At 45.7% G+C, this 26,423-nt stretch carries 23 protein-coding genes; 17 read left to right on the top strand and 6 right to left on the bottom strand.

Translation table 11 applies throughout. The features are described from left to right. Both GCU39_RS09045 and GCU39_RS09040 read left to right on the top strand, forming a co-directional pair. Window positions 1-654 carry an RNA ligase family protein gene (locus tag GCU39_RS09045; RefSeq protein WP_152393214.1) on the top strand — a complete coding sequence of 218 codons (654 nt, stop codon included), beginning with the start codon at window positions 1-3 and terminating at the stop codon, window positions 652-654. Between the two features lie 106 nt (window positions 655-760). After that, window positions 761-1,564, top strand: a complete 804-nt coding sequence (locus tag GCU39_RS09040; RefSeq protein WP_152393213.1) for a hypothetical protein — start codon at window positions 761-763, stop codon at window positions 1,562-1,564. Between the two features lie 58 nt (window positions 1,565-1,622). Here the strand turns inward: GCU39_RS09040 and GCU39_RS09035 are convergent, their stop codons facing one another. Genes GCU39_RS09035 through GCU39_RS09025 form a run of 3 tightly spaced genes read right to left on the bottom strand, consistent with a single transcriptional unit; the run spans window position 1,623 to window position 4,085 of the window. Beyond that, window positions 1,623-2,639, bottom strand: a complete 1,017-nt coding sequence (locus GCU39_RS09035) for an alpha/beta hydrolase family protein (RefSeq protein WP_152393212.1) — start codon at window positions 2,637-2,639, stop codon at window positions 1,623-1,625. Next, the gene (locus tag GCU39_RS09030) at window positions 2,636-3,295 is read right to left on the bottom strand and encodes a GNAT family N-acetyltransferase (protein WP_152393211.1); all 660 of its coding nucleotides are present in this window, start codon (window positions 3,293-3,295) and stop codon (window positions 2,636-2,638) included. The genes GCU39_RS09035 and GCU39_RS09030 overlap by 4 nt, the downstream gene beginning before the upstream one ends. After that, window positions 3,270-4,085 carry a MerR family transcriptional regulator gene (locus GCU39_RS09025; protein WP_152393210.1) on the bottom strand — a complete coding sequence of 272 codons (816 nt, stop codon included), beginning with the start codon at window positions 4,083-4,085 and terminating at the stop codon, window positions 3,270-3,272. The genes GCU39_RS09030 and GCU39_RS09025 overlap by 26 nt, the downstream gene beginning before the upstream one ends. 213 nt (window positions 4,086-4,298) lie before the next feature. Here GCU39_RS09025 and GCU39_RS09020 point away from each other — a divergent pair, with 213 nt between their 5' ends. From GCU39_RS09020 to GCU39_RS08990, 7 genes are all read left to right on the top strand, one after another. After that, entirely contained in the window at window positions 4,299-4,817 is a 519-nt protein-coding gene (locus tag GCU39_RS09020) for a GrpB family protein (protein WP_152393209.1), read from the top strand. Window positions 4,818-4,981: 164 nt separating this feature from the next. Then, complete coding sequence (locus GCU39_RS09015; protein WP_152393208.1) at window positions 4,982-5,713, top strand: hypothetical protein; 732 nt, start codon at window positions 4,982-4,984, stop codon at window positions 5,711-5,713. Between the two features lie 78 nt (window positions 5,714-5,791). Continuing rightward, window positions 5,792-6,205, top strand: coding sequence for a BlaI/MecI/CopY family transcriptional regulator (locus GCU39_RS09010; protein WP_152393207.1), 414 nt, complete (start codon window positions 5,792-5,794; stop codon window positions 6,203-6,205). Continuing rightward, a complete protein-coding gene (locus GCU39_RS09005; protein ID WP_152393206.1) occupies window positions 6,202-8,061 on the top strand; it encodes a M56 family metallopeptidase in 1,860 nt (619 codons plus the stop codon). The genes GCU39_RS09010 and GCU39_RS09005 overlap by 4 nt, the downstream gene beginning before the upstream one ends. A gap of 248 nt (window positions 8,062-8,309) precedes the next feature. Then, window positions 8,310-8,936, top strand: coding sequence for a TetR/AcrR family transcriptional regulator (locus tag GCU39_RS09000; RefSeq protein ID WP_152393205.1), 627 nt, complete (start codon window positions 8,310-8,312; stop codon window positions 8,934-8,936). A gap of 22 nt (window positions 8,937-8,958) precedes the next feature. Next, complete coding sequence (locus GCU39_RS08995) at window positions 8,959-11,274, top strand: ABC transporter permease (protein ID WP_152393204.1); 2,316 nt, start codon at window positions 8,959-8,961, stop codon at window positions 11,272-11,274. Between the two features lie 4 nt (window positions 11,275-11,278). After that, window positions 11,279-12,037, top strand: a complete 759-nt coding sequence (locus GCU39_RS08990) for an ABC transporter ATP-binding protein (protein ID WP_152393203.1) — start codon at window positions 11,279-11,281, stop codon at window positions 12,035-12,037. Window positions 12,038-12,064: 27 nt separating this feature from the next. On the opposite strand, the gene GCU39_RS08985 is transcribed toward GCU39_RS08990, so the two are convergent. Then, window positions 12,065-12,820: a GNAT family N-acetyltransferase gene (locus tag GCU39_RS08985; protein ID WP_227793504.1), complete on the bottom strand. Its 756-nt coding sequence runs from the start codon at window positions 12,818-12,820 to the stop codon at window positions 12,065-12,067. A gap of 296 nt (window positions 12,821-13,116) precedes the next feature. On the opposite strand from GCU39_RS08985, the gene GCU39_RS08980 reads away from it, so the two are divergent. The 5 genes from GCU39_RS08980 to GCU39_RS08960 all read left to right on the top strand — a co-directional run bounded on the left by GCU39_RS08980 (window position 13,117) and on the right by GCU39_RS08960 (window position 20,679). After that, a complete protein-coding gene (locus GCU39_RS08980) occupies window positions 13,117-14,487 on the top strand; it encodes an efflux RND transporter periplasmic adaptor subunit (RefSeq protein WP_152393202.1) in 1,371 nt (456 codons plus the stop codon). Then, entirely contained in the window at window positions 14,484-17,609 is a 3,126-nt protein-coding gene (locus tag GCU39_RS08975; protein ID WP_152393201.1) for an efflux RND transporter permease subunit, read from the top strand. The genes GCU39_RS08980 and GCU39_RS08975 overlap by 4 nt, the downstream gene beginning before the upstream one ends. Window positions 17,610-17,634: 25 nt before the next feature. After that, a complete protein-coding gene (locus tag GCU39_RS08970; RefSeq protein WP_193726834.1) occupies window positions 17,635-19,032 on the top strand; it encodes a TolC family protein in 1,398 nt (465 codons plus the stop codon). A 254-nt stretch (window positions 19,033-19,286) separates the two neighbouring features. Continuing rightward, window positions 19,287-19,709, top strand: a complete 423-nt coding sequence (locus GCU39_RS08965; RefSeq protein WP_152393199.1) for a tetratricopeptide repeat protein — start codon at window positions 19,287-19,289, stop codon at window positions 19,707-19,709. Between the two features lie 55 nt (window positions 19,710-19,764). Further along, window positions 19,765-20,679: a DUF4261 domain-containing protein gene (locus GCU39_RS08960; protein ID WP_152393198.1), complete on the top strand. Its 915-nt coding sequence runs from the start codon at window positions 19,765-19,767 to the stop codon at window positions 20,677-20,679. Window positions 20,680-20,770: 91 nt separating this feature from the next. Here GCU39_RS08960 and GCU39_RS08955 read toward each other — a convergent pair whose 3' ends face one another. Then, on the bottom strand, window positions 20,771-20,953 hold the full coding sequence (locus GCU39_RS08955; protein WP_152393197.1) for a DUF2524 domain-containing protein: 183 nt from the start codon (window positions 20,951-20,953) through the stop codon (window positions 20,771-20,773). A gap of 103 nt (window positions 20,954-21,056) precedes the next feature. On the opposite strand from GCU39_RS08955, the gene GCU39_RS08950 reads away from it, so the two are divergent. Together GCU39_RS08950 and GCU39_RS08945 are read left to right on the top strand one after the other, a co-directional pair. Continuing rightward, complete coding sequence (locus tag GCU39_RS08950; RefSeq protein ID WP_227793503.1) at window positions 21,057-22,421, top strand: bifunctional DedA family/phosphatase PAP2 family protein; 1,365 nt, start codon at window positions 21,057-21,059, stop codon at window positions 22,419-22,421. 190 nt (window positions 22,422-22,611) lie between these two features. Then, complete coding sequence (locus tag GCU39_RS08945) at window positions 22,612-23,028, top strand: DUF1259 domain-containing protein (protein ID WP_152397148.1); 417 nt, start codon at window positions 22,612-22,614, stop codon at window positions 23,026-23,028. Window positions 23,029-23,101: 73 nt separating this feature from the next. Here GCU39_RS08945 and GCU39_RS08940 read toward each other — a convergent pair whose 3' ends face one another. Further along, a complete protein-coding gene (locus GCU39_RS08940; RefSeq protein WP_152393196.1) occupies window positions 23,102-24,724 on the bottom strand; it encodes a GMC family oxidoreductase in 1,623 nt (540 codons plus the stop codon). A gap of 214 nt (window positions 24,725-24,938) precedes the next feature. On the opposite strand from GCU39_RS08940, the gene GCU39_RS08935 reads away from it, so the two are divergent. Beyond that, window positions 24,939-26,408, top strand: a complete 1,470-nt coding sequence (locus GCU39_RS08935) for an aminotransferase-like domain-containing protein (protein ID WP_152393195.1) — start codon at window positions 24,939-24,941, stop codon at window positions 26,406-26,408. The last annotated feature ends 15 nt before the right edge of the window (window positions 26,409-26,423 follow it).

Here is a 26,423-nt window from a genome sequence, read left to right as displayed (position 1 = left end):
ATGAAAATGAAATATCCAAAAACGATGCATCTGCCGTGGTCGCGGGGATATACCGACGATGATAAAATTTTGCGGAATACCGATCATTTTGCGGGGCAGGAGGTGGTCATTACCGAGAAGATGGATGGGGAGAATACAACAATGTATCCGAATTTCATTCATGCCAGATCGCTCGATAGTAAAGATCATCCGTCCAGGCATTACGTAAAGACGCTGCATGGCGGGATGAAATACCTGATTCCGGAAGGGTACCGACTATGCGGAGAGAACGTGTTCGCGAAGCATTCGCTATATTACGATGCACTGCCAAGCTACTTCATGTTGTTCTCGGTATGGAATGAGCAGAATATCTGTCTCTCCTGGGATGAAACGGTGGAATGGGCGTCGAATCTCCATTTAGCTACGGTTCCAGTGCTGTACCGTGGGGTCTGGAGCGAAGAGGCAGCTAAGGCGTGTTATACCATGCATTCCCGTTGTGGTGGTGAACAGGAAGGATTTGTTGTGAGGCTGGCTTCCGCTTTTCCGTATGAGGAATTCAAACGATCCGTGGCCAAATTCGTCCGTAAGAATCACGTTCAAACCGATGAACATTGGTTAAGCAAACCGATTGAACCTAACGGGCTGGCCGAAACAACATCGAATAGTCTATCGTAAGAGACAATTGTTAGTAAGCAGTTATACCAAATGACCAAGTCAATGAGAATGAGGTGTTGATCATGTAATTCTGAGTAAGTTTTTTGCGAAAAAAAGGAGGTGTATTATGTTGTGTACAGGGGTTGCACTTTACGGCACCAGTCATATCCATCCAATGGATGCTTTCCAAGCCGGGAAGTCTTTTTTTGATTCCATTGGACAACCATATACAGGAGCCAGCTATTACGCATTATTAAGCGATGGAGACCACGAAGGGGATCATGACATTTTCGAGGTGTCTTGTGAGGAGCTTTACGAAAGGATCAAGTGCGAACAAGTCTCTTCGTTCTGGATATATAGCCAGCAGCGGGGGACATTACCATGGGATGCGGCTTTCACCTGTCAGTCAGGCGAATTTGGACGCTTGCCACATCTTGCGGCGCATGTCGATATGAAGTCTGATGATGTCCATCGTGCTATGTCGAATTGGCTTGGCATAACGGCAGAGCGCCTTGACGTTCCATACGGAATAATCTATACAGCTAATAAATTGACAGCTGCGCTTCATTATGCGGCGGGTGACAATGGTACCTTCATTTTCCCGTTTGAGGATGGATTTGCATTTAAACACGCAAATCATGGATTGTATGATAGGCAAAGTCAATACATAGAAAGCATGCTAAGAATGGTCTATCCATACAATTTGCTAAATGAACACCATTTGCTAATGAAAATGGGAGACCAGCCCTTGCGTGATTGGATCAATGGAAGCACAGAGCGTGGGATACTCCGATCCATCGGTCAAGACCGTTGGATGTGGGAAGTGATGGACGAGCATCTTGCAGTAGTCAATCAGGCCTGCGGAGCGGCCGATATGCTAGTAGCGTGGAGACCTGAAAGACCAAAGAAACTCGTCAAGAAATTACCCTGAACAAAAGAACATACACACACGAGACGTCGCCAATGTGGCGTTTTTTTATGATGTGATATTACTTTTTATCTCGTGCTATAGAACGGAGAAACCGCTCTATTTCATCCATATATCCCGGTATCGTAATTTGTCTGGGCACGAAGAGACTAATGAGGATGGCACGTAGATTGGAATTCGCTGTTTTCTTACTTAGCATGGAATGATCGGCATCAGGGAAGACGGCTACGGTAAGCAGATTTGGCTTTACTATTTCACGATAGACTTGTTCAGTCTCCTTCACATCCACGTTGATATCATTTTCCCCCAGCATTAAGAGTACGGGAGAATTGAAATGACGAAGATCATCCGTGGCATCCGACATGAAATTTTGGGTAACGAACGTCCATCTGTCTTTCGACATGAGGTTACGCTCACGAGCGATTTCCGCATACTTTTCATAGGAAGCACGGTCCTCTAACAGTTTGAGCACTTGCCGATCGTACTGCTCTTTATCTCGAATCTCCGCTTCAGAAAATCCATCTTGCTCCATTTGCTTACGTCCATTAAATTGTCCTTGTGTAATCCAATTAATAGCAGGGGATAGAATAAGGCTGAATGCGAGTGGTTCCTTCTTAGCTAGCTTTGGAATCACCCAGCCCGCTTGGCTCGCTCCCCATACACCAATTTGTTCCTTGTCAATCATCGGCTGCGTTTTGGCCCATGCAATTGCTTGACGGGCTTCTTCCACACGGTCATCGATACTCTGATGCAGCCAATTGCCTTCCGAGCCATTTAACCCTCTTTTGTTCAGGGATAACGAGGCGTAACCAAGGGAAGCTAACCGTTCCCATAACGGCTTGTATCCATCATCGTGGGATGCGTCAATGGGGCCGTCGCCATGAATAAATAATACAAGTCCCAGCTTATTCGTGTAGTTTGTAGGCAGCACAAGCGTGCCGGTCAATTTGCCTTGCGGCGTCTGAATTTCGACAGCTTGCTCAGCCATATCAAAGCTGTTTTGTTTCAAAATATAAACCCCTGCACAGACCAGTAGGAGGACGACACATAGCAGAACATTCCTAATTTTCTTTCTCATCGTAGTTCTCCTTCACGGAAACTCTTCTGGCTTAAGGTCTGCACCATATAGATCCATTTCAATTCATTGAACATGAGGTGGCGCATAATACTATTTTTTTGTGTACACGTCTGGAAAGAAAATTGCTCATATAGTTGTCTGGCTCGGGGGTTTGCACCTGCCACGTGCAGACTTAACCGATTGAACTTCGGATCTGCTTGGGCGAATTGCTGCGACCATTCCAATAGCAATCGTCCAACCCCCTTGCTGCGATGATCTGGATGGACAACAACGTCTGCGATATAACATTCACCAACTTGCGGTTTATGGTCTAATAAAGACAGTCCGAAGAATAGTTTACACACGTTCCATTTCCCTAAGAAGTCATATTTTCTGAGCGATATCAGCTTTTTCTTGATAGGCTTGATAGCTGGATTTGAATTCCATTTGATGGACATCGTTCCGATAATTTCTCCCTCCAGCAGTGCGACGATCCTTCGACTTGATGGTTCAGAAGGATAGTGATAGAGCAGCTTCTCAAAAAAAAGCGCAAGTTCATCATCGCTCAAAGGTGTACGATGTTGGAATTTCCCACGAAAGCCATGAACGAGCAATCGTCCGACCGGCGTATTGTACTTCTCCTGCATGAGATCAATCGTTATCGGTGCCGCCGCCATGAACATTCACTCCTTCGGTATCAGCGTCCGATTCAATCAAGACTTGGAGTTCGTAATGAAGCTTGTTGTTGCTAAATAAAGATAGATATGATTTTTCGATTAGGATTAAGGGGCCCGTGGTTACATATGATTCGGCGGCAGCATGGTCATAAAACTGGCTAATGATTTGTTCAAGCTCATCATCTTCATGAATGAGGCACTGCATCGATAAGTAATTCCCCTCAGGCAATGAAAAATCGCTGCGAGTCGCATCCGTTTCTACGCACAAATGAACGAGGTTAGACCCGTCATAGATCGAATGAACGTCCAGCTCGAACAGGTTCGGAATACGCTCCGTTTGTTCTGCTAGTCGTTTGGCCGTAAGCTTCGCTTTGACATCCATCTCCATCCATTGCTTCAAATAGGAGGTGTCTCGTCGCTTGATTTGATACGGGTTGGACTGGGCCCCCAAATTTTTTTGTTCCTGCAGAACTTTGTGAATGAATTGCTTCAGCTCTTTAAGACGCTTCATTTCGGAATCGATATCACGTAGGGAAGCATGCAAGAGTTGTTGATAATGATCCGCTGAAAAGGAAGCCATGCATTCCTGAATCGATTGAACGGAAACCCCTAGCTTGCGAAGCATTAGAATATGGGCTAACTGGTATACTTGCTCCATGTCATACATGCGGTATAGATTATGATCTGTATAAGAGGGCTGAAGAACGCCTTTCTCTTCGAAATAACGAATTTGATGTACTGACACGTTCATAAGTTTGGCTAATTCACTAATCGTAATGTCACTCTTCATCCTGTTCACTCCTAAAGGTTGCTGCTTGGAATATCTCAACGATACACCTTAGGTCAGACCTAAGGTCAAGTTATTTTTTTTATATAATAATTGTCGGACCGCAACATGTCACCTGATTGGCAGATTAGATTGAATTCAGCAATGCATTGACATCTACCACCAATATTTGTATATTGAAAATTCTATCATGAAGAAATGAAATGAGGTGAACCTATGAATATCATTGTAGTGGAACATAATCCGCATTGGAGAGAGATGTATCTGGAAGAGGAACGTGAAATTCAAGAAATCCTCAGTGATGTACTCGTAAATAGCTATCATATGGGAAGTACGGCCGTTCCTGGTCTGAAAGCGAAACCCATTATTGATATCCTGCTCGTCGTGACGGACATCAACGCATTGGATAACTACACCCTACCATTTGAGAAGCTAGGTTACGAAGTGATGGGTGAGTTCGGTATTCGTGGACGTAGATACTTCCGTAAAGGCGGAGATAACCGGACACACCAGATACATGCATTCCAGTTCGATCATATCCAAGAAATCGAGCGTCATCTTATTTTTAGGGACTATTTGTGCCATCAACCTGAAGTAGTGAAAGACTATGGGGAATTGAAGAGCATGCTCGCTCAGAAGTATCCAAATGATATTGAGGCATATGGTGACGGAAAAGACGATTTTGTAAAAAAAGTAGAAAAGCAAGCGTTGTTATGGCATTGGACGATCCGATAAACCGCGATTCTCGCGGTTTTTTTGTTTTCGTTAAAAAGCTGGATGGAAAGCAAGGGATCTAAATTTATTACGAAAAACATGTTGACAACATTAAACTACAGTTGTAGTATTAAGTTGTAACTACAGCTGTAGTCTAAATTTACAACATGTTAGGAGTAATTCAAATGAGAACAGCATCAAAATTAGCAATCGCAACACTAAGCAGTATCCTGCTCCTGGGTTCATCGATAAACCTAGTCGTGGATGCGGCATCCTCGAAGCCAGCTCAGAAAACGACGGCTAAAAAAGCAGCCGAAAAAGCACCAACGGCAGAGGAAAAAAAGTTGATTGACGCAGAAATCAAAAAGGTAAAGGATCTGGTAGAGAAGACAGGAGATACCTATGTCCTGTATCATAAGTACAAGGCACTCAACAGCGGACTTGATCTTAGCTATTGGGGGTTGACGAAGGAATACGCTTCCTATGACGATTATCTTCAGAAAGCATTAACCTTAAAAGGGATTGTCGTGAAGGAACCTTCCAACCTGCCAGAAGGCTACACCTTCTCCAAATCGAGAATCGGAGGTCCCTTGGGAGGCAAGTTCATCGATGATTTGCGAGTGGAAGGGAAGAAGAGCGGTAAACCGATCTTCATGAAGAAGATGGATTGGAACGAATCCGGAGACATGCGTCTAGAGTACACGAACGGGGAAGATACGTTAGCTATCACGAAATATACTGTGGATGCGAAGGACAGAAAGAAGAAAGGTTACTTTGACGATAAGCTGCCGGCGAATGTCTATCCGAAATACGTTTATTGGCAAGACGGCGGTAATTACGGATACAGTATTTCAACATCATCCAATATTACCAGAGATCAAAAGATCGAAATTCTAAAAGCAGCGATTAAGAAATGATAGAATGCCTCGAGCGTGCGCAGCATCGTTCGTCACATCCTATGTATTCTGCGCAAGTTAGATTTGGAGGTTATTAGTATGAACCATATTCCATCCATCACGGATGCAGAGCTCGAAATTATGCGGGTATTATGGCTAAATCCGGACTGTCCTTCGAGTGAAATTGTAGAGCAAATGAGCGTTCGCATGGGCTGGAACCCGAATACGACCCGAACGCTCCTCAGCCGATTGGTACAGAAGGAAGCGGCAGGCGCCAGACTGGACAACCATTCGAAGCGCAAGCAATTATTCTATCCCCAATTCAGTGAGCTAGAATACCAGCGCTCCGAGACAATGAGCTTTATGAAGAAGCTGTATGGTGGGGCAATCAAGCCGATGCTGGCTAATTTCCTGGAAGACAAGAAGCTAAACGCGCAGGAAATTGAAGATCTAAAGGCGTTGTTCGACAATAACGGCGGCATTAGGGAGCCAGGGAAGAGAGCATCCGAATGAGTCCAATGCTATATGAACATGTCGTGTTATTCTTCGGGTGGCTAATCAACGGGTCGTTCATGGCGGGCATCTTAGTCTTGCTGATCTTACTTCTGCAATTCCTGTTCAAAAACAAGCTAGAGGCCAGGTGGAAATATTTGCTCTGGCTGCCTGTGGCGATCCGCTTGCTGCTTCCTTGGGCGCCGGAATCTTCTCTTAGTCTGTACAATGTATTCTCATTGGACTCTATCATGCCTGGCATTCATGAGCACATGCAGGATCCACCTGAAAAAACAAGCGTGATACAAGAACTTGTTATGGGTTCTGTGATGGAGAATAGCGGCAGTGCCGCTCGGATCACGAAAATACCTGTATCGGTGGCTGATGCATCGGGAAGCAAGCAGGAGAGCAACTTTTGGAATGAGATTACTTCCACGCGATTGCTCCAAGTGTTGGTGCTAATATGGCTAGCGGGTGTAATTCTTCTGGTCGCAAAAACGATATACGATCAACTTCGGTTGCAGCATGCATTGCGCACAGGTCGCCGTATTCAGACGCCTATTTTATCGGCTCTGTTTCGTGAGACCCAGCAGCAGCTTGGCGTGAAGCGCAAAGTACAGTTTATTGCTAGCGAGCGCATGCCCGGTCCTGCCGTCGTCGGATTCTGCAAGCCAGCGGTCGTCATCTCGCCAAGCTTGATGAAGACACTGCACAAAGATCAGCTTCAATTTATTTTGGCGCATGAATTCGCTCATATTCGTCGATGGGATGTAGCCGTTAACTGGCTCCTGCACTTGATATTGATTCTTCACTGGTTCAATCCGCTTGTATGGCTTGCAGTACATAGAGCAAGGCAGGATCAAGAGATGGCCTGCGATGCCTTCGCCTTGAATCGAATGAGCCCGCAGCAAAATAACGCATATGGGCAGACGATCATCCAAGTACTGGAGCACTTCTCGGGGGACAGCCGTCAGCCTGGCGTTGCCGGCCTGTCCGCAACACATAAACAAATGAAAAGGAGACTTATCATGATCAAACATTTCAATAAAAAATCATATCGTCTTTCCATTCTAGGATTGACCATCATTCTGGCACTTGGCTGCGTGACGCTGGTTAATGCCAAGGAAAAAGATGCAGGGAGCCAAGCGATATCCGCATCCGTAGGGAATCATCAATCAGATATCACTTCCCCTGAGGAATTCATGGGATCTAAGGTAGATCGTGAGTTATATCAACAAGAATATGAGAAAGCTGCAAAAAAAGCTGCTGATGCAGCCAAAACGCTAACGGCAGAGGAAAAAGCGTACATCGAAAATGAGCTCAATCGTGTGAAGGAACTGGTCAAAGAAACCGGTGACACGTATGTCATCTACCATAAATATAAGGATTTAAATAGCGGATTGGATCTAAGCTTCTGGGGACCTGCGCATGAGTTTTCATCTTACGAAGATTACTTACAAAAGGCTTCAACCTTAGAGGGTGCCATCATGAAACAGCCTTCCAACCTGCCAGCAGGCTATACGTTCTCCAAAGCAATCATTGAAGGTCCGACAGAAGGGAAATTCATTGATGATCTACGGATCGAAGGCAAAAATAGCGGAAAACCGATTTACGTGAAAAAGATGGATTGGAAGGAGGCCGCAACAATCCGGCTGAAGTATACAAACGGTGAAGACACGATGACGTTATCGAAGTATATGGTGGATGCTGATGGCAGCAAGGAAAAAGGATTCTTTGACGATGATCTTCCCGTGCATATCTTCCCTAAATACATGTTCTGGCAAGATGGCGGTAAATTCGGATACAGTATTTCAACTTCATCAGATCTATCCAAGAAGCAAAAGATCGAAATTCTGAAAGCAGCGGTGGAAAAATAACATTCGGAGCACAACACAGCTCTTGCTGACAAGCCCATATAGCCCTATAAATAGGGTTATATGGGCTTTTATGCATTTGAAATGATTAATTTTGATTGGCTCAATATGATAGAAAAATGCTTATCATACTACAACAGAGGTGCAGCTCTTTTTATATCAATCCATTTTCCAACGTGAACTTGACAATGCAAGGAGATATGCTAAGATTAAACCGACAGACAGTCGGTCTATGATGAGGGGATGTATTAATGAGAGTTGTTAAAGAAGCTGAGCAGCGCAGGAACGAAATCCTCGACGCGGCGGATGCGCTATTCGGTCAGAAGGGCTTTGATGGAACAAGCACAAACGATATTCTCGAGAAAGTGGGCATTGCACGGGGGACGCTGTATTATCACTTCAAGTCGAAAGAGGATATTATGGACGCGTTGATCCAGCGGTATAGCGACCGGATTCTAGGTGCAGCACAGCAAATTGCCTCTGACCAGAGCATTCCCGTCGTCGAACGTGTGATTCGCACCATCCTGGCGATGAATTTAAGCGGCGAGAGCAGCGATGTCATTATGGATCATATCCACAAGCCGCAGAACGCGTTAATGCACCAGAAAATACAAAAGTTCATCTTCAATGGCGTTCCGCCGATCCTCACAGGAATCATCCGCGAGGGCATTGCGGAGGGAATGTTCAATACGCCGTACCCGTATGAGTGCATGGAAATGGTCGTGATTTATGCGAATACCGTATTTGATGATGATGTGGTTGCCATGAGTAATGAGGAGCGCATGACTCGAATATTTGCTTTAGTCTGTAATATCGAACGATTGCTCGGCGCAGAAACCGGAAGTCTCAAGGAAGCAATGAAGATATTTGAGCGATAAGGCTTGAACATAGAGGTGACTTATGTATAACAGGATAATCCGAAATGATATGTTAAAGAGCAAAGCAATCACACTGACGACCATGATTTTCGTCGCGGCCGCGGCTATGCTCGTATCGCTCGCAGCGATCCTCGTGATCCATCTGACGGGTGCAATCGATCATCTAATGACACAAGCGAAAACGCCGCATTTTATGCAGATGCATTCAGGTGAGATGAATACAGCGCGGCTTGCATCTTTTGCCGAGCAGAATAGTCTTGTTGAAGACTATCAGGTGCTTGAATTTCTGAATATCGACGGTGCGAAGATTATTCTCGGCGACCGTACGCTTGCGAAGAGCGTCCAGGATAACGGGTTCAGCATACAGAGTGACAAATTTGATTATCTGCTCGATCTTGACGGGGAGATCATCAACCCATCCAAAGGTGAACTTTATGTTCCATTAAGTTATATGAGGAACAACACGACGAAGGTCGGCGATAAGGCAATCATCAGCGGGAAGGAATTTACCGTTGCAGGTTTCCTGCGCGATTCGCAAATGAATTCTTCGCTCTCCGCATCCAAGAGATTTCTTGTGAGCCGGGATGATTACGTCGACCTGCAAAACCTTGGAAGTATAGAATATCTGATTGAGTTCCGATTAAAGGATGAGTCCGCGGTAGGTGCTTTTGAAGCTGAATATGCCGCTGCAGGTCTTGAAGCGAATGGACCAACCGTTACATATACACTTTTCAGAACGATGAACGCTTTATCCGACGGGATGATGATTGCGGTGATCCTGCTTGTAAGCGCGCTAGTCGTTGTAATCGCATTGATGTGCATACGCTTCACACTCCTCGCGAAAATCGAAAACGACTATCGTGAAATTGGCGTGATGAAAGCAATCGGACTGCGTGTTACTGATATCAAAAAGATCTATCTTGCGAAATACGCGGCGATTGCGGCAGCAGGCAGTATGCTGGGATTCGTACTATCCTTCCTGTTCAGAGACAAATTGCTTGAGAATATTAGACTCTATATGGGCGAAAGCGATAATGCCCCCTATGCCTTGCTCTTCGGCGTCATCGGCATACTGATCGTGTTCATTGTCATCATCGCCTACGTAAATGGCGTATTGAATCGCTTTCGTAAAATTTCCGCGGCAGAAGCCATACGATTTGGTACTTCACAAGAAAAGAATCCTATTGCCAAGCGTATGACCTTAAGCGGTAACAGGCTGTTGAACACGAACTTTTTTCTTGGAATCCAAGATGTTCTTCTGAGGAAAAAGCTCTACGTTACATTGCTTGCGGTGCTCGTGATCTCTGCATTTATCATGATTGTTCCACAGAATCTATACAACACGATCTCCTCCAGAACGTTCATTCAATATATGGGGGTTGGTAGCTACGATCTGCGCATCGACATTCAGCAAACCGATCAAATCTCGACGAAAACCGCTGAAATTCGCAACGCGATGAGCAGTGACAGTGCCATAACCCAATCCGCTGTCCTGATTACAAAATCATTCAAATCAAAATCCGAAGACGGGACTGGGGAAAATATGAAAATTGAACTCGGCGACCATTCCATATTCCCTGTTGAATATGCGAAAGGAAGGGCACCTGTCGAAGGTGAAATTGCGCTCTCATCTATGAACGCTGATGAGATGGGCAAAAAAGTCGGCGATGTCTTGACGCTCATCGTGGAGGGGAAGGAGAAGGATCTCACCGTAAGTGGAATCTATTCTGACATTACGAACGGCGGCAAAACCGCAAAGGCCGTATTTAGCGACAACTCGGCGGACATCATGTGGAGCATGATTTGCGCTACAGTATCAGATAAATCGCTTATCGACAGCATCGTCAAGGATTATGCGGAGAGGTTCGATTATGCGAAGATTTCGGACGTTAATGAATTTGTTAGGCAGACATTCGGATCCACCATACAATCCGTACAAAAGGCTTCTTATGCCGCGATCGCCGTTGCGGTCCTGATTACGGTCTTGATTACGTTATTATTTATGAAACTGCTCGTTGCAAAGGATAGATATGCCATTGCCGTAATGAAAGCATTTGGATTTACGAACTCGGATGTTACGACGCAATATATATCACGTTCGTTATTTGTTCTGATTGTCGGCATCGTTCTCGGTACGCTTCTAGCGAACACGCTCGGAGAGTTACTTGCAGGCGCGTTGATCTCTACGTTTGGCGCATCGACATTCCAATTTGAGGTCAATCCGCTGTCGGCCTATCTACTAAGCCCGGTGTTGATGATCGGATCGGCACTTATCGCAACGATCATAGGCACATGGAGCGCAGGGCAGATCAAAATTTCCAAACATATAAAGGGGTAAGCATATGAAGAAGGTCGTTATCGGTGATCATATCGTAAAATCTTTCGGCGAAGGCGAAGAACAGCGGAATGTGCTGGATGGTGTATCGCTTGAAGTCCATGAGGGCGAATTCATTGCGGTGATGGGCCCGTCTGGATCGGGGAAGTCGACATTGATGTTTGCGCTGAGCGGAACAGATGTCGTGAATGGCGGCAAGGTACTTTTTGACGGCAAGGATCTATCGGAAGTTGGAGAGAATGAGCTAGCAGATGTACGTAGAGCCAAGATGGGATTTGTATTCCAGCAGCCTACACTGCTCAAGAATCTGAACATCCTCGACAATATCATTCTCCCATCTATGCGCGGTAACAGAAAAAACGCCTCCACCATAACGGAGAAGGCTAGAACGTTAATGAAAAAGACTGGCATCTCAGAGCTTGAAAAGCGCAGCGTTACACAGGTATCTGGAGGACAGCTTCAGCGTGCGGGCATATGCCGTGCGTTGATGAACAGCCCCAAAATCATCTTCGGGGACGAGCCGACGGGTGCACTAAACTCACAATCCGCGCAGGAGATCATGGATCTCTTCACGGAGATCAACGCGGACGGAACGGCGATTATGCTGGTCACGCATGACGCGGTGGTTGCTGCGCGGACGGAGCGTATCATGTTTATGCGCGACGGCAAAATTGTCAGCGAACTGAAGCTTCCCAAGTATGATGGAACGGACTTTGATGATAGAGTTGAGAACGTTACGGTCAAAATGCGGGAAGTCGGAATTTAATCACGTTAAACATTTTATTGATTACGTTCAGACCTTAGATTCGGGAGAAATTACGTCCCATTTGCCAAACAGCGTCAAACCAGCCGCTTTGGCCAGCAACGTGGATGCATAGTTATCGAGCTGGCATCGGTACTGGGGTTCATAGCCCTGTTCATAAGCGTACTTGCTGATTGAACGTACCACTTTGCGGGCATGGCCCTTCCCTCTATAATTCGGTAGAGTGAGTACGCCCATGTCTGCAATTTGCGTATCTCCCCAGGGATACATGCTGGCGGCGCATACCAGGTGATTGTGTTCAATAGAGCCGAACACTGCCCAGTGATCCAATTCCACATAAGCGTCATCCAAATCTTGTTCCGATGCAGAGGACTGGAACTCCGAGAAAACTCCATGATCTTGTTCTGATAACTGACTCAAATTACCCTCCAGGTTTTCTTGCAAGAGAACGTTCTTATCAGCTTCTGCAAAATAATAAAGATAATCCGCGCCATGCAGCATAACTCCCGCTTCATTCAACATCTGACGAAAGATTGCTTCAGACAAGTCCTGTCGTCGATGAAGGTCTAACTTAACCGCGAGCGCAGGCGCCAGGACCGACATAACCTGGCCGTCTGCGGCTTCCAGCACCATAATACGATTATCTTCGCTCAGGTCTGGATTGCTGACGATCGTAAAGACCTCATCTCGATAGAGGACGTCGCCATTCAAAAATGTTGTATGCCAATAGTCAGTTACTGTTTGTGAAAATACAGGCATACTTACTTGACTTGGTTGATTCGTCATTAAGTACACTTCCTTTTACTTTAGTTCTAAGGAAAAATCTAGGAATAACTTAACGATATATCATAGGTCAAACTTAAGGTCAAGTGAATACAGAAAAAAGACAACCCCCCATGTTCGCCTCGTTGACGGACATGAGGGGTTGTTGTTATAGATCATATCGCTTGACTCTAGGTCTGACCTAGAGACTAGTATGAACTCATCTATCATTCAACTTTTCGTTGCACACTTGGAATCAAGAAGCACAAGAGTTGATTTAGTTAATAGATATACAGAATGCATAGAGGAGAGGTGGAGCCGTGCGAGGACGTGGGATCGCAACAATGCTATTGATTGTCTGTAGCGTAGCAACTGTCGCATGCTCGAATTCAGAGACACAGGGTAACGTAGAAGAACAGGTTAAGCAAGGAAGAGTGGTAGGCATCGACACGGTAAGGAAGCAGCCGTTGACGACGAACTATACGTTGTCAGGAACATTGGAACCAATGACTGTGATGTCCGCGGCATTCGAGATTCCCGGACGAATCGTGGAGACGAATGTTCAGATTGGAGATCGCGTCAAGAAAGGAGATGTGCTCGCCAAGCTTGATACGTATCAATATCGTCTTCAACTGGATGAGGCGATTCAGGGAACTATCCAAGCCAATGCGGGACTGGACAGCGCAGAAGCATCCATCCGTGCATCCAGCGCGCAAGTTAAAAGCGCAGAAGCAAATTTGCTGGAAATGAAGAAAGGTGCACGGAAGCAGCAGCGTGAGAGAGTGAATAACGCGCTGGCTATGGCCCAGTCGGCATATGAGAAAGCCCAAGTCGATGCTGATCGCTCACAACGACTTTATGATCAAGGATTAGTGTCTCAGAGCGACAACGAAAATGCTCAATTAGCTTTGACGAATGCAAAGAATGCTGTAAAAGATGCAGAATCCGCTGTATCCGAAATGCAAGAAGGGGCAACAAAAGAGCAAATACGCGCAGCATCCGGCGTGTTGGATCAAGCAAATTCAGGCAAAATGGCGAGCATTGCGGCCAAGAAGCAGGCGTTCGCTACGTATAACGCCGCGCTTGCCACGAAACGGCAAGCGGAATTGGCCCTATCGAAGACGACACTCCTATCGCGATTTGATGGGGTCGTATTGGCAAAGGCATTTAACACTGGAGAGTTGGCTGCGGAAGGTCAGTCTGTGTACACCCTAGGTAAAGTGGATGAATTGAAAGTACTCGTACCTTTGCCGGATCATGAGGCAAAACAATGGAAGGTAAGCACTGCCGTTGATGTAAGTCTGTATGGTGAGGTATCGAAAGGCATTATCAAGAAAATTTATCCGAGTACGAATGCGGCGACCGGAACGATTAATGGGGAAATCGTCATCCGTAATTCGAAGCTTGGCTGGTCTCCGGGGCAAGTGGTCAAGGTAGGACTGCATCAATCGAATGTGGATGTGATCCTGATTCCAGTGGAAGCCGTCATTCGTGATGGTGATCAACCTTTTGTATATAAACTAGAAAAAGGGATAGCCGTAAAAACGATTGTTCATTTAGGAGGGCATATGCTGAACAATCAGTTGGAAATAAGTGCCGGTCTGAAAGAAGGCGAGCAAATTGTAACCCGAGGCGCCGATATGTTGATGGATGGCGATCACATTCAAGCCGCTGAAGGAGCTACCCGATGATCGAATACTTGGTAAAAAAACGAAAAATTACGCTGTTATTTTTCATCATGGCTATGCTTGTCGGTGCCTTCAGCTTTGCCGGACTCCCGCAGCAGGAAATGCCGGATATCGTGATCAAATATGCGACGATTACAACGATTTACCCTGGAGCTTCCGCTCAAAAAATAGAGCAGACAGTTACGAAAGTCGTCGAGCAGAAGGTGAAAGAAATTCAAGGAATCAAGGAGGTTGTATCTATCTCATCTGAAGGCTACTCATCCATCGTCATTAAAGCAAAAGATGAGGCGGATACGAAAGTCGTATGGGATAAATTGCGCAAAAACGTTCAGGATGTAAGAGAAGAATTACCGGAGGGAGCGAAGCCACCGGTTGTTAATGACGACCTGGCAAGTTCATTTATCGGTTCCTATGCTGTCACCGCCAAGAGTAAGGAGGACCTGTATAAACTCAATGATCTCATGACACATTGGAGAGATCAGCTGCGTGCCATTCCGGGTGTGGCGAAAGTCGAGTTGAGGGGGATTCCGAAGCAGGAAGTTCATGTAAATATCGATAGCAGTAAACTGCAGCAGTATCAATTAAGCTGGGAACAAGTATTATCGGCGGTGGAGGGAGAGAAGCAGCGGGTACCAACGGGAGGCATTAACTTCAATAAGCGGACTTATCAGTTAATCGTGAAGGATGTCGATCAACTAGATGGGTTGAATAATCTACTTGTGACGAGATCGCAGTCCGGCGCTCCTGTCTACTTGAAGGATATCGCTAAGATCGAATTTACGCACGTCAAATCGGAGTATTTTTCCTATTACAATGGTAAGCCTGTGGTGACGATCGGGATTGGTGCGGAAACGGGCAGCGACGTGCCGACAATGAATAAGCTCGTTAATGCAAGACTTGATCTGTTGAAGAAAAGTCTTCCGTCCCATGCCAAATTTATTACACTGTTCGCACAACAAGACCGCGTCGATGAGATATTCGCCAGTCTGACGAAGGAGACGCTTATCGCGATCGCAGCGGTTATTGTCATATGCACACTCGGCATGAGTTTACTTACGGCCTCTTTTGTAGCGTTAGCCATACCCATTTCGGTCGCGATCGGATTAATCTTTTTGCCTGTGCTAAATGTTACGTTGAATGAAATGTCTGTCATCGGACTGATTATCGTGCTTGGGATCTTGGTAGATGATGCTGTCGTCGTCAATGACAATATTGAGCGGCGGCTTACGGATCTGGGGGAAGATTCGCGTACGGCGGCGGTGAAAGGGACCAAAGAAGTTGCGATTTCCATCTTAACGGCTACGCTCGCGACTATTTCCGCATTTGCCCCATTAATATTTTTGAAGGGGGATATCGGCGCATTTATCAAACCGATTCCAATTGTCATTTCATTGACGATGTTGGCATCGATGGTGATGTCATTGACGATCATTCCGATCTTCCGCGAATGGTATGAGAACCGCAAGCAAATCCGGACGACCTCGTCCCGTTCCAAGCCTGGTCTATTAAGTAATCAAATCGAGGCGTTAGGACGTTTCTATTCCGGAAAATTAATGAGCAGAGTGATTAAACGTCCGTTCATCATAGGCCTGTCTGGCTTATTCATCGGGACTGCAGCCTATTCTTTGGCGCTGTTCGTTCCCGTGGAACTGTTCCCAGAATCCGAACGTCCAGAGCTTTCAATTAGTGTCTCGATGCCGACGGGAACCTCATTGCAGGAAACGGATCGAATAGTTAACCGGGTCGCTAATTGGGTAGGAGAGCAGAAGGAAGTGGATGTATTCTCATCGAGTGCCGGCGGCGATGCTCCGCAATTGTTCTTCGATATCGATGCGGATGCTACAGGACTCTCCTCGTCGACATCGGGGCATCTCATGGTGAGGTTGAAAAAAGAAGGCACTGACCTTGCCACCACCATACGGGAATGGGATACAACATTCAAAAAAGCGTATCCTGGCGTATCCATCGCAGTAAAGGCACCTTCATTAGGAATTGCTGTAGGCAAGCCAGTCTCCATTCGTATCGCAGGGGAGAACATGGAACATCTGCAGAAACTGGCACAGCAAGTGAAAGGGATGATTGTGAACACGAGCGGGACTTACAACGTGAAAGACGATATGGGCATCGAACAGTACGGGCTGGAGTTAGATATCAACAAACAAGCGATGGATCAATACATGGTCTCGTATGCAAATCTGACGCGTACATTGCTGCTTGCAAGCGACGGCATAACAACCAGCCAATACAATACAGGTAAAAATCTAATAAATATCAGGTTGTATGTGGAAAAAGGCGTTCAAGATCCGAACGAGCTCTTCCATCACCTAAATGTGACGAACGCAGCAGGACAACAAATACCGTTGTCGCAGCTGGCTGGGCTCAAGCCGGGCTTTTCGGTTCAGCAAATTAAGCATTTCAATTTGGCACGAACGATTACGGTGGATGCCGATGTAAAAGGGCGTACAGCGACGGAGGTGATGGAGGAGATCAGCGGGAAGCTGAATGACATTTCTTTCCCAGAAGGCTACAGCTGGGCGATTGGCGGTGAAACCTCAGAACAGGATAAAATCTTTTCGGATATTGGCGGTTTGTCGATCTTCGTTATATTCCTCATTCTGATGTTGATTACGATTCAATTCTACTCTGTGTCCATTTCGTTGATCGTGATGACGACCGTTTATTTGGCGGCGGCAGGCGGAATTATCGGTAGCTTCATAACGGGCGTGCCGATTGGCTTTATGAGTCTGATGGGGATTATTTCATTGGCGGGTATCGTCGTCCGCAACGGTATTGTGCTGATCGAGTTTATTGAAGACGCACGGCATGCCGGGGCCGAGTTGGAGGAGGCGATTATTCAAGCTACCGCGGCACGGTTCCGCCCTATACTGCTCACATCATTGACGGCGATTGTAGGTATGGTTCCGATCGCGCTCATTGGTGATATTTTGTTCCGTCCGATGGCGAACACGATTATTTTTGGTCTAATTTTCTCCACTATCCTGACTTTATTCGTCGTTCCATCCTTGTACTTGGTCGTGGCGCGCCGCAAATTGAAGATGCAGCAACGTAAACGTCAGAAGCAATTCAGCAATGAAGATCATCGTCAGCAAAACCTATCCGTTTAACATATGAGCAGAGGGAGGAATGAAAATGAAAAAAGCAATGATGGCTTCATTCGTGCTCGTGTTGCTTACGAATTCGACTGCAACGGCATGGGCTGACAGCAGTACGATACCATCCAGCAACAGCAAGGCTCAGCCTGTGATGTCGTCAGGGGAACAGGCAACTCCTTATAAACAACTACCATCTTCGTTCGTAGTGTCACGGCCGTTAATAGCGATTTCGCGCCTGAATCTGTCCGATGTGCAATCACGAGCTGTAACGGATTCATTGAATTTGGCGTTACTGCGGCTCAAGCTCCATGCGCTGGAGTCCAAGCGATCTGATCTTAAATCGCAGGCGAGCAGCATGAGTACGAGTCAGACAACGGATGCTTACTCACTGCCGGATACGCCGGAGAAGATATTGGGTAATGCGAATTATCAAATTCCGCCAGATGCTGCCCCGGAAGAGCTATATTGGCTAGGTCCGATCATAGAGACGAATTCCGTTGTGAATGGCTTGATGAGTGGCGTCAAAGAAATCATTAACGGGATGAACGATATGTTGAAGTCACAACGAGATGAATTGTTGATCACCGTCAAGCAGTTGGAGCGGGATGGATGGAATACAGAGCTTGATCTTGAAGAGGCCAAGGAAGGAATCAAGCTGCAGGTAACCGGTCAATACGTGCAATTGCTGTCCTTGCAGGAACAGATGAAGCTATATGAGGAAGGACTCCAATTGTTGCAAAAAGAGCAAACCCGTCTGCAGGAGATACAATCGCAGGGGGTGGCTGCGCCAGACGATAGCCGAGGACTGCAGCTCGAAATATCCAAGCAGACGAGAGAATTGGATATGCAGCGTACCAACTATCGTCTGGCCTTGCTCCAGCTCTGCTTCGATTTAGGTATTCGTTATGATCCGGATATTATTCTGGAAGATGTCACGATGAATGATGTGGCGCTGCCAAATCGGAAAGATCCGGGGGATATACTCGCACGTTCCTACGAATTGAAACGGAAATGGAATGAGTTAAGACAGGCTTCTTGGGAGCATAGCAACACGAAGACTTCTACTTCTTATGAAAAAAGCTATTTGAGTGCAAATGTGGGAGCAGCGAATACGCAGTCGGAACAGGCCAATGTACAGTTGACCAAACAGATTCATGCCACTTACGCCGAGGCAGAGAACGCCTATCAGCAATTTAAGAATGCACAATTCGAAGCGAATCATGCAGCTACCGATGTCGAAGCATTGCAGCATCGTATACAATTGGGGGTCGTACCCCTCTACGATCTGAATCAATCTATTTACCAGCGGCAACAGGCTGACACGAAAGTCAAATTGTTGCGGCTGCAATATTTCGTTGTTCTGAGTAAGGTGGAGGCGATGGAGAGAGGTTTTATAGTCGGTGCCAGTCCAGAAACGGCGGTGGCTGAACAATAATCGAAATACTGACCGTTTGTACATGCGAAGCCTATGTCTGTCTATGTCAAGCAGGACTTGCCAACATTTCGTGGAATAGTATTCCTATGGCATCTTCATATTTCGAAGAGATGATGGAGTTCTTGTTATTGATTTATTAAAAATGCCTGTGTGAGAAATGGAATCAAAACAATAGAAAGAACACCTTTCTTATGTGTAGAAGAGCAATTTAGATTAACGCGTGAACATTTTGGATTGTGACAGGAGAGATAACAGTGCAACTTTCAGATGCTATTTATTCCGAGATCACGACGTTGTCTAGTCGAGGCGATGACTTAGTGAATGCAGGCGATTTTGAGGCGGGCAAGCAACAGTATGTTGCAGCCCTCCGCTTATTGCCGGATAACCATCGAAAATGGGAGGCGGCAACGTGGTTGTACGTGGCCATTGGGGATGTTCATTTTCGATTGAAGGATTACGATAAGGCATTCAAGTGCTTCTATAATGCTGTTCAGTGTCCGAAAGGGTTGGGCAACCCCTATATTCATCTTCGGTTAGGGCAGTTGTATTATGAGCAGAACAACTTCGAAAAGGCAACAGACGAGCTTACGCGAGCTTACATGGGTGCGGGCATTGAGATTTTTATGGAAGATGACCCCAAATATCTTGAGTTTTTGGAGACTAAAATAGAGATCTGAATTCCGGATAGCACCGGATCAAATAAAACATTGGTGGGTAAGGAGTTTGAAGATCATGGAAGAATTGATGCAGGAAGAAAAAGATTTCGGGTTTGCGAGGGTTTATGCTGTTGAATTAAAATACAGGCGTCCGCCTCTGCTCGATCGCCATCTGCTCTATGAAAAGATGGAGCAATATACGGGTAAGCTGGATCAGCCTGAGCAGCAAGAAGAAAAAGCAGCGGGGCTTGCGGTGTGGGAATCCAATGATGAGGAAAAAGAGAAACTACTGCATTTCTTTCACTTGAATTATATGGTTTCCTACGCGGAAGGAGAAATGCCTGCTCAGACTAGCCTGATGAACATAGCTCATCGTCCAGCCGAGGACTACACAACGGCTGTTCAACAAGCCTGGCATTGGCAGGATGCGGCCGAGACGCTGAATGAATGCAGTCATTCGCTGCTGTTGGTCGACATGATGGCATCCGGACTTGATCCGAAATCAAGATTGCAGCTGTTCACCGGCGCGCTTCGCGCGGTTCACGAGACAGCTCCCTGCGATGCGATTTACTTCAAGGAAAGTGACAAGATTGTTGAGCCGAATGCGTATTTGGGCGCAATAGATGAGGGAGCTCTATTATATGGCGCCATGAACATCCGTTACTATCAGGTCGAAGGAACGGGGAGCGGGAGGCAGGAAGGATTAATGGATTCCGTCGGACTCGCGGCGCTTGGCATTCCGGACGTTCAATGTCATTTCTTTGATCTTGATCCTTCCCAGATGGCCGGGACTTTAACGGACATGGCTTATTATTTATTCAACCAGGGGGACGTGATCTCTGACGGAGAGACGATCGGATTTACTGAAGATATGCGTTGGCGCTGCGAGCATCAATATGCGCTGGCTATACCGCACCGCGTCGTCATCGACATTGATCCGGGAGAGCCTTACTATGCGGGTAGACAAGAGAATAATCAGGAAGAACATTAGTATGGCGTTTGTTGAACCGTTACATTGCAAAAGCACCATCCCTACCGTTTGCGGTAAGGATGGTGCTTTTGTTGTTTGAACGCGTATGCAATCAATGATTAATGTCGCATTTGTTCATGATGAAAGAAATTTGATTCTCAAGTCGATTGATCATTTCCTGCGACGCTGCATCTTCCGCACCCCGTCCACGAAGATCTGCGAGCTCTTGTTTGAGCTGATGCAGGTCATCGCCTGCATTCGCACAATTATAATTGCTCTCGAGATTATCGAGCATATCGGATCCTCCATTCGCAATTGGGATTTTACTTCCCTATTATGGAGATTTTCGCTGAACTTATTCAGGATTCACAAACACGATAATAAACGACAGGCCCGCCTTGAATATAGGTTTATTTTTTATTTCAACGTTTAAAATAGACAAGGAGGGGGCATGGAAATTGAGCTTTTTAACATATGGGTTAGAGCATTATGGATATGGAGTTCTTTTTATAGCTTTACTACTCGAGATGCTTGCATTGCCTCTTCCTGGTGAGGTATTAATGAGTTATGCCGGGCTGCTTGTTTTTCAAGGCAAGCTAAGTTGGATTCTCTCCATCGTAACAGCTGGGGCTGGAGCTGCTGTTGGCATGACAATCTCTTATTGGATCGGTTATCGATTAGGAACTCCTTTTTTTGAAAAGTATGGAACCCGGATTCACATGGGACCCGATAAACTTAGCAAGGTGTCATTTTGGTTTCAAAAATACGGAAATAAGGTATTGATCATCGCTTATTTTATTCCGGGTGTGCGCCACATCACAGGCTACTTCTCAGGAATTACTCGTATTCCATATCGAAAATATGCCATTTTCGCTTATATTGGTGCTTTCTTCTGGGTCAGTGTTTTTATTTCGCTAGGTAAAGTATTAGGTCCTAAATGGGAACAATACCATCACACCATAAATCGATATTTGATTATAGGCGGAATCATCGCAGCAGTAATCTTTGTTGTCATTTATATTTACCGGAAAAATAAGCAGTACATTGTTGATCGACTTATCAATAGTTTGTCAATAGGGGTACGGCGATTTCAATCCATGGGTAAGGTTCGATTTTTTGTACTATCTGTCTTTGTTATATTTGTAGTATTTATTTCTATCATGATTGGATTAATCCAAGATTTCTTGGCGAAAGAGTTTACACCATTTGATGAGGTAACCTCTTACATCATACATCAGTTATTCGATACAAGTTGGACGGCTTCGATGAATCGATTCGCATTGTTGGGTTCGTATTTCGTGTATGTACCATTAATCATCCTGACAAGTGTATGGATCATTTTTAAGGGAAAAGATCGAATTCTTGAATTATCTGTCTTTGCATTTGTTATTATAGGCGGAGAAATACTCGATGAGGGACTTCGAATGTTATTTCATCGAACAGGTCCTGAACCCGTAGGGTTTCAGTTTCCCTACACATTCCCGAGCGAACAAACACTCATTTCGCTAACGGTTTGTGGATTTTCAGCGTTTTTATGGGTCCGCCATTATGGCAACGCAAAAATACGTATTATTGCAACGTTGTTCGTGATTATCCTTTGCTTATTGGTAGGAATCAGCCGAATATTCTTCAATGTTCAATACCCTAGCGATGTCGTGGCTGGGTATGTATTTGGCGGAGCGTGGGTTAGTTTAAATGTTATTTTGTTAGAGATATTGCGTGTAATGCGTAATAAAGAATTTATAGCATTATCGCGTCGTTAGGTTTGGTTGCTGCCATGTAAATGATTAATATAAGAGGAGGGACGTTTATCTATGCGCCCTCCCTTTTTTTATACAATTTCTTTACCGGCTTTTTTATCGTTATATCGATATTTCAGTACGACTAGGCGATCACACATACCCTTCTCTCTAGACGATAATACACTGTGTCAAAACCAAGAGGAGGTTTATGATGGCGAAAGTAAAAGTGAGTCCACAATTTACAAGATTATGCAACCAGTTTTCAAGAATTTTAGGTGGGGAGCATGAGATTGATCCGGGACCCGTTTGTTTTGTCAGTCGTTCCAGAAATCTGAAAGCGACAATTCTCGGGAGACGAACGACGTCCCCATTGGTCCGTTACCAGCTTTTCTCATTCGAATCTCTTGATAAATCAGGACGCGCACTCTGCCTAGGAGAAACGGCACTGTTTCAAAATCAGGCAAATCGCTTAATTCGTAATCTTCAAAAAAATGGAATAACGGTAACAGCCCTTCATAACCACTGGTTGAATGAAAATCCTCGATTAATGTACATCCATTGGGAGTCCATTGATAATCCTGTCGAATTTGCTAGAAAATCGAAGCGCTCGATTGCCTTCTTAGGATAAACTTAATATGACTTCATGTTGAGGTTGGAAGGGTGACTGACCGATATTCTCCACGTAAGCCATCCTTCCGCTCTTATTCTTCATCCCATTCAAATAGGAATGGGCGCGTTTTTTTTCGTTGTATGGTAGAACCCCGTAATTGTCGTGCAATGGTGTCTCCAATGAGGTAAGCAGCAGCGGAAGTGTTGCCATCGACCGTAAATGGAATGATGGAGGCATCGGCTACAATTAAATCTTTGACTCCGTGAACTTTTCCCAAGCGATCAACAACTCCGCCTTTACGCAACGGTGCCATTCGAAGAGTGCCTTGTTGATGGTGATTATGGTCAAAATTGTCTCTAATAAAGGCTTCCAGCTGCTCGTCATCTTCGATCGTATCTAGATCAGGCGATATGAGCTGATACGAAGAATCAATTCGAGCTAATTCCGTGGCGATATCTTTTATATATATTTTGTAAATATTTTTTATCGCTTCCATATCGTCAGGATTGGCGAGGAATCCTTCATCAGCGAGCACAATTTTAAGCGGATCTTTATTTTGGATCGTAATCGATCCACGACTTTTTGGCCGCAAATAGAGGATAGCGACAGTTAACATGTCATCAGAACCAATCCCAATCAGCTGTACAGCACGTCGATGTGAATCTACACCCGTTGGATCAGGCAGGAAGGCTCCACCTGTATACAACGCATTTGGATCATTGGCTGGTAAAGCGTGGTCTTTTCGATTAGCAGAAAATACGGCAAAATTAAGCGTGTGGTTTCGTAATCTCTTCCCAACGTTGGGATTATTAAAAACGACGGGGATCTTGGCTTTTCGAAGCGAATTAGCTGGCCCGATTCCAGATAACAATAAGAGGTGAGCGCTATTAATCCCTGCGGAAATAATGATCTTCTTACGTACATAAGCACGGAGACGTTGTCCTTCTTTTAAAAATTCCACGCCAATGGCACGTTTTCCGGAAAATAGGATGCGGAGAGCTGTTGTGTTATAGAGAATGGTTAACTTGCGTCCGCGGACACCAAGACCGGTTGGCGTTACGATATCTGGGGAGAGGAAGGCGGTTGAAGCACTTTCCCGTTGCCCATTTAGCTTTTGGTATAATTGCCAGCGTGTAAAGGGCCCCAGAGGGGTTCTAGGATCATTGTAGTCGAGAATCCTTGGAAATCCAGTAGCACGTTCCATCGCGGTCGTCAATTTTTCAGCCATAGATGTTGGAACTTCTGGTGCCTGCCTGATGTCAATACGCCCGTGATACCCGTGTGCGTTCACGTTATTCGTTTCGCCTGAGAATCTTTCTAATCGTTTAAATCGTTTAACTGTATTTTCAGGTGACCATAACTTGCCCAGCAAACTCTCCCAATTGCTCATTACATCCGATGTCGGTCGTACATACTGTTCTCCGTTAATTGATGACCCACCGCCAGCAAGACGTCCCGTTGTCCATTCGAAAGATCGATCATCAAGCCCTTCTTGAGGAATGCCTAATCCTTGCCAAAAGTATTGGGGCGAAAATTTCTCCTCAAGTTCCGGGGCAAAGGTAGAATCTCGAATCGGTTTGTCTTTATCCTGATTGCCACCTGCCTCAAGGACAAGTACAGACGTTTTTTTATGATCCGAAAGTGTCTTCGCAATCACTGCACCCGCTGGACCTGTACCTACAACAATGTAGTCATATATCTGTTTCTTATTCATTTGATCGCCTCACCTATCCATTCATTAATGCAGGATATTATGAAGAACTGCAGGGTGTGCCTAGAGATACATCTGGAATGTAAATATAAGCTTCAGATGTTGCTGCCATTGAGGAAATAACGCGATAGAACCACCGATGGATGAAAAATCCATTACGGTGGTTCTTTTTTTATCTTATCACCTGTGCCATCATTATAGCTGGGGGCGATGAAGAATGTTCCAGGATTTCAGACTCGTCGGTGACCGTCCGGTCCCGATTCAAGTGAAAGAATACGTCAAACGTTTAATTATAAGAGGGGCACTTCAAGCGGATCAGAAGCTGCCTTCTACACGAGAAATGAGCGGACTGCTCAAAGTGAGCCGCAATACAGTCATCGCAGCCTACGAAGACCTGGCGGAAGACGGATATACGTATGCTATTCCTGGCCAAGGCAGTTATGTGGCTGCAATGAGCCATTCAGCTGCAGATCCCGGTGGAGCTGCCTGTCAGATTGATTGGAAAGCAAGAATGAACGAGTATGCCGTATCGGCCGTAGAGTTGGATGGCATGAAACAGGGGATACGTGCGCCAAAAGGAGTCATCTCGTTCACAAGCATCGCTCCGGATGAGCAGTTGTTTGATCTGGGAGATGTGAAACGTGCCTTTATGGATCGGATGGCCATAGAGGGTCAGGTCCTGCTCAACTATGGTTATGCCAAGGGCTACAAGCCACTGATCGATTATTTGTTGCGGTATATGGAGAATAAGGGTGTCGATATCAGCGGCAAAGATATGTTGATTACGAGCGGGTTTACGGAAGGATTTGATATGGTGTTGTCGCTGCTGCGTCCTTCTGCGCGCCGTGGAGCGGCCATTTGCGAGAATCCTACCCACAATACAGCGATCAAAAATTTGAAGCTGCAAGGTTTCGAGATTACTGGCATTCCGATGGAGCGTGACGGGATCGATGTAGATCAGTTAGAGGCAATCTTGCAAAAGCAGACTAGCAGCTTCGATGTGGCCTACTTGACGCCTTCCTATCACAATCCGACCGGCATTGTCATGTCACCGGCCAAGCGCAGCGCCGTTATGAAGTTAATGACGCGCTACCAAATTCCGGTCATTGAGGATGGATTCAATGAGGAACTGCGTTACTCGGGAGCACATGTTGCACCCTTGATTGCGACTGCAGGGCAAGGGAACGGAGTCATCTATATCGGCAGCTTCTCAAAGGTGCTGTTCCCAGGTTTGCGCGTAGGCTGGGTACTCGGAGACCGAGCACTAATCGATACGCTGGAGAGCATCAAGCGTGCACGCACGATCCATACATCAACAATCGATCAATCTATTTTGTACCAATATTTGCTTAACGGAAATTTCGATAAGTATGTAAAAAAAGCACGTGCAGAGTATAAGCGCAAATATGAGCTGACCAAGGCATGCTGCGAAGCGCATCTCCCTGAGGCGCAGCTGTCAGGCGATGGAGGGTTGCACTTGTTCCTCACATTCCCAACGGGCGTAAATACGCATCAGCTGCTAGTAGCCTGTACGACAGAAGGCGTTATTTTTACACCGGGAGACAAGTTTTTTATTCAAGAAGGCGAAGGGACGAATACGATGCGGCTTGGATTTTCTAGAGTAACGGATGAAAATATCGAACGGGGTATTCAGATCATTGGCGAACAAGCACGTCGCTTTATTTAGGATAACGATATTGAG

This window comes from Paenibacillus guangzhouensis, from assembly GCF_009363075.1.
GTDB lineage: Bacteria > Bacillota > Bacilli > Paenibacillales > Paenibacillaceae > Paenibacillus_K > Paenibacillus_K guangzhouensis.
This window is presented reverse-complemented; position numbering and strand designations above follow the sequence as displayed.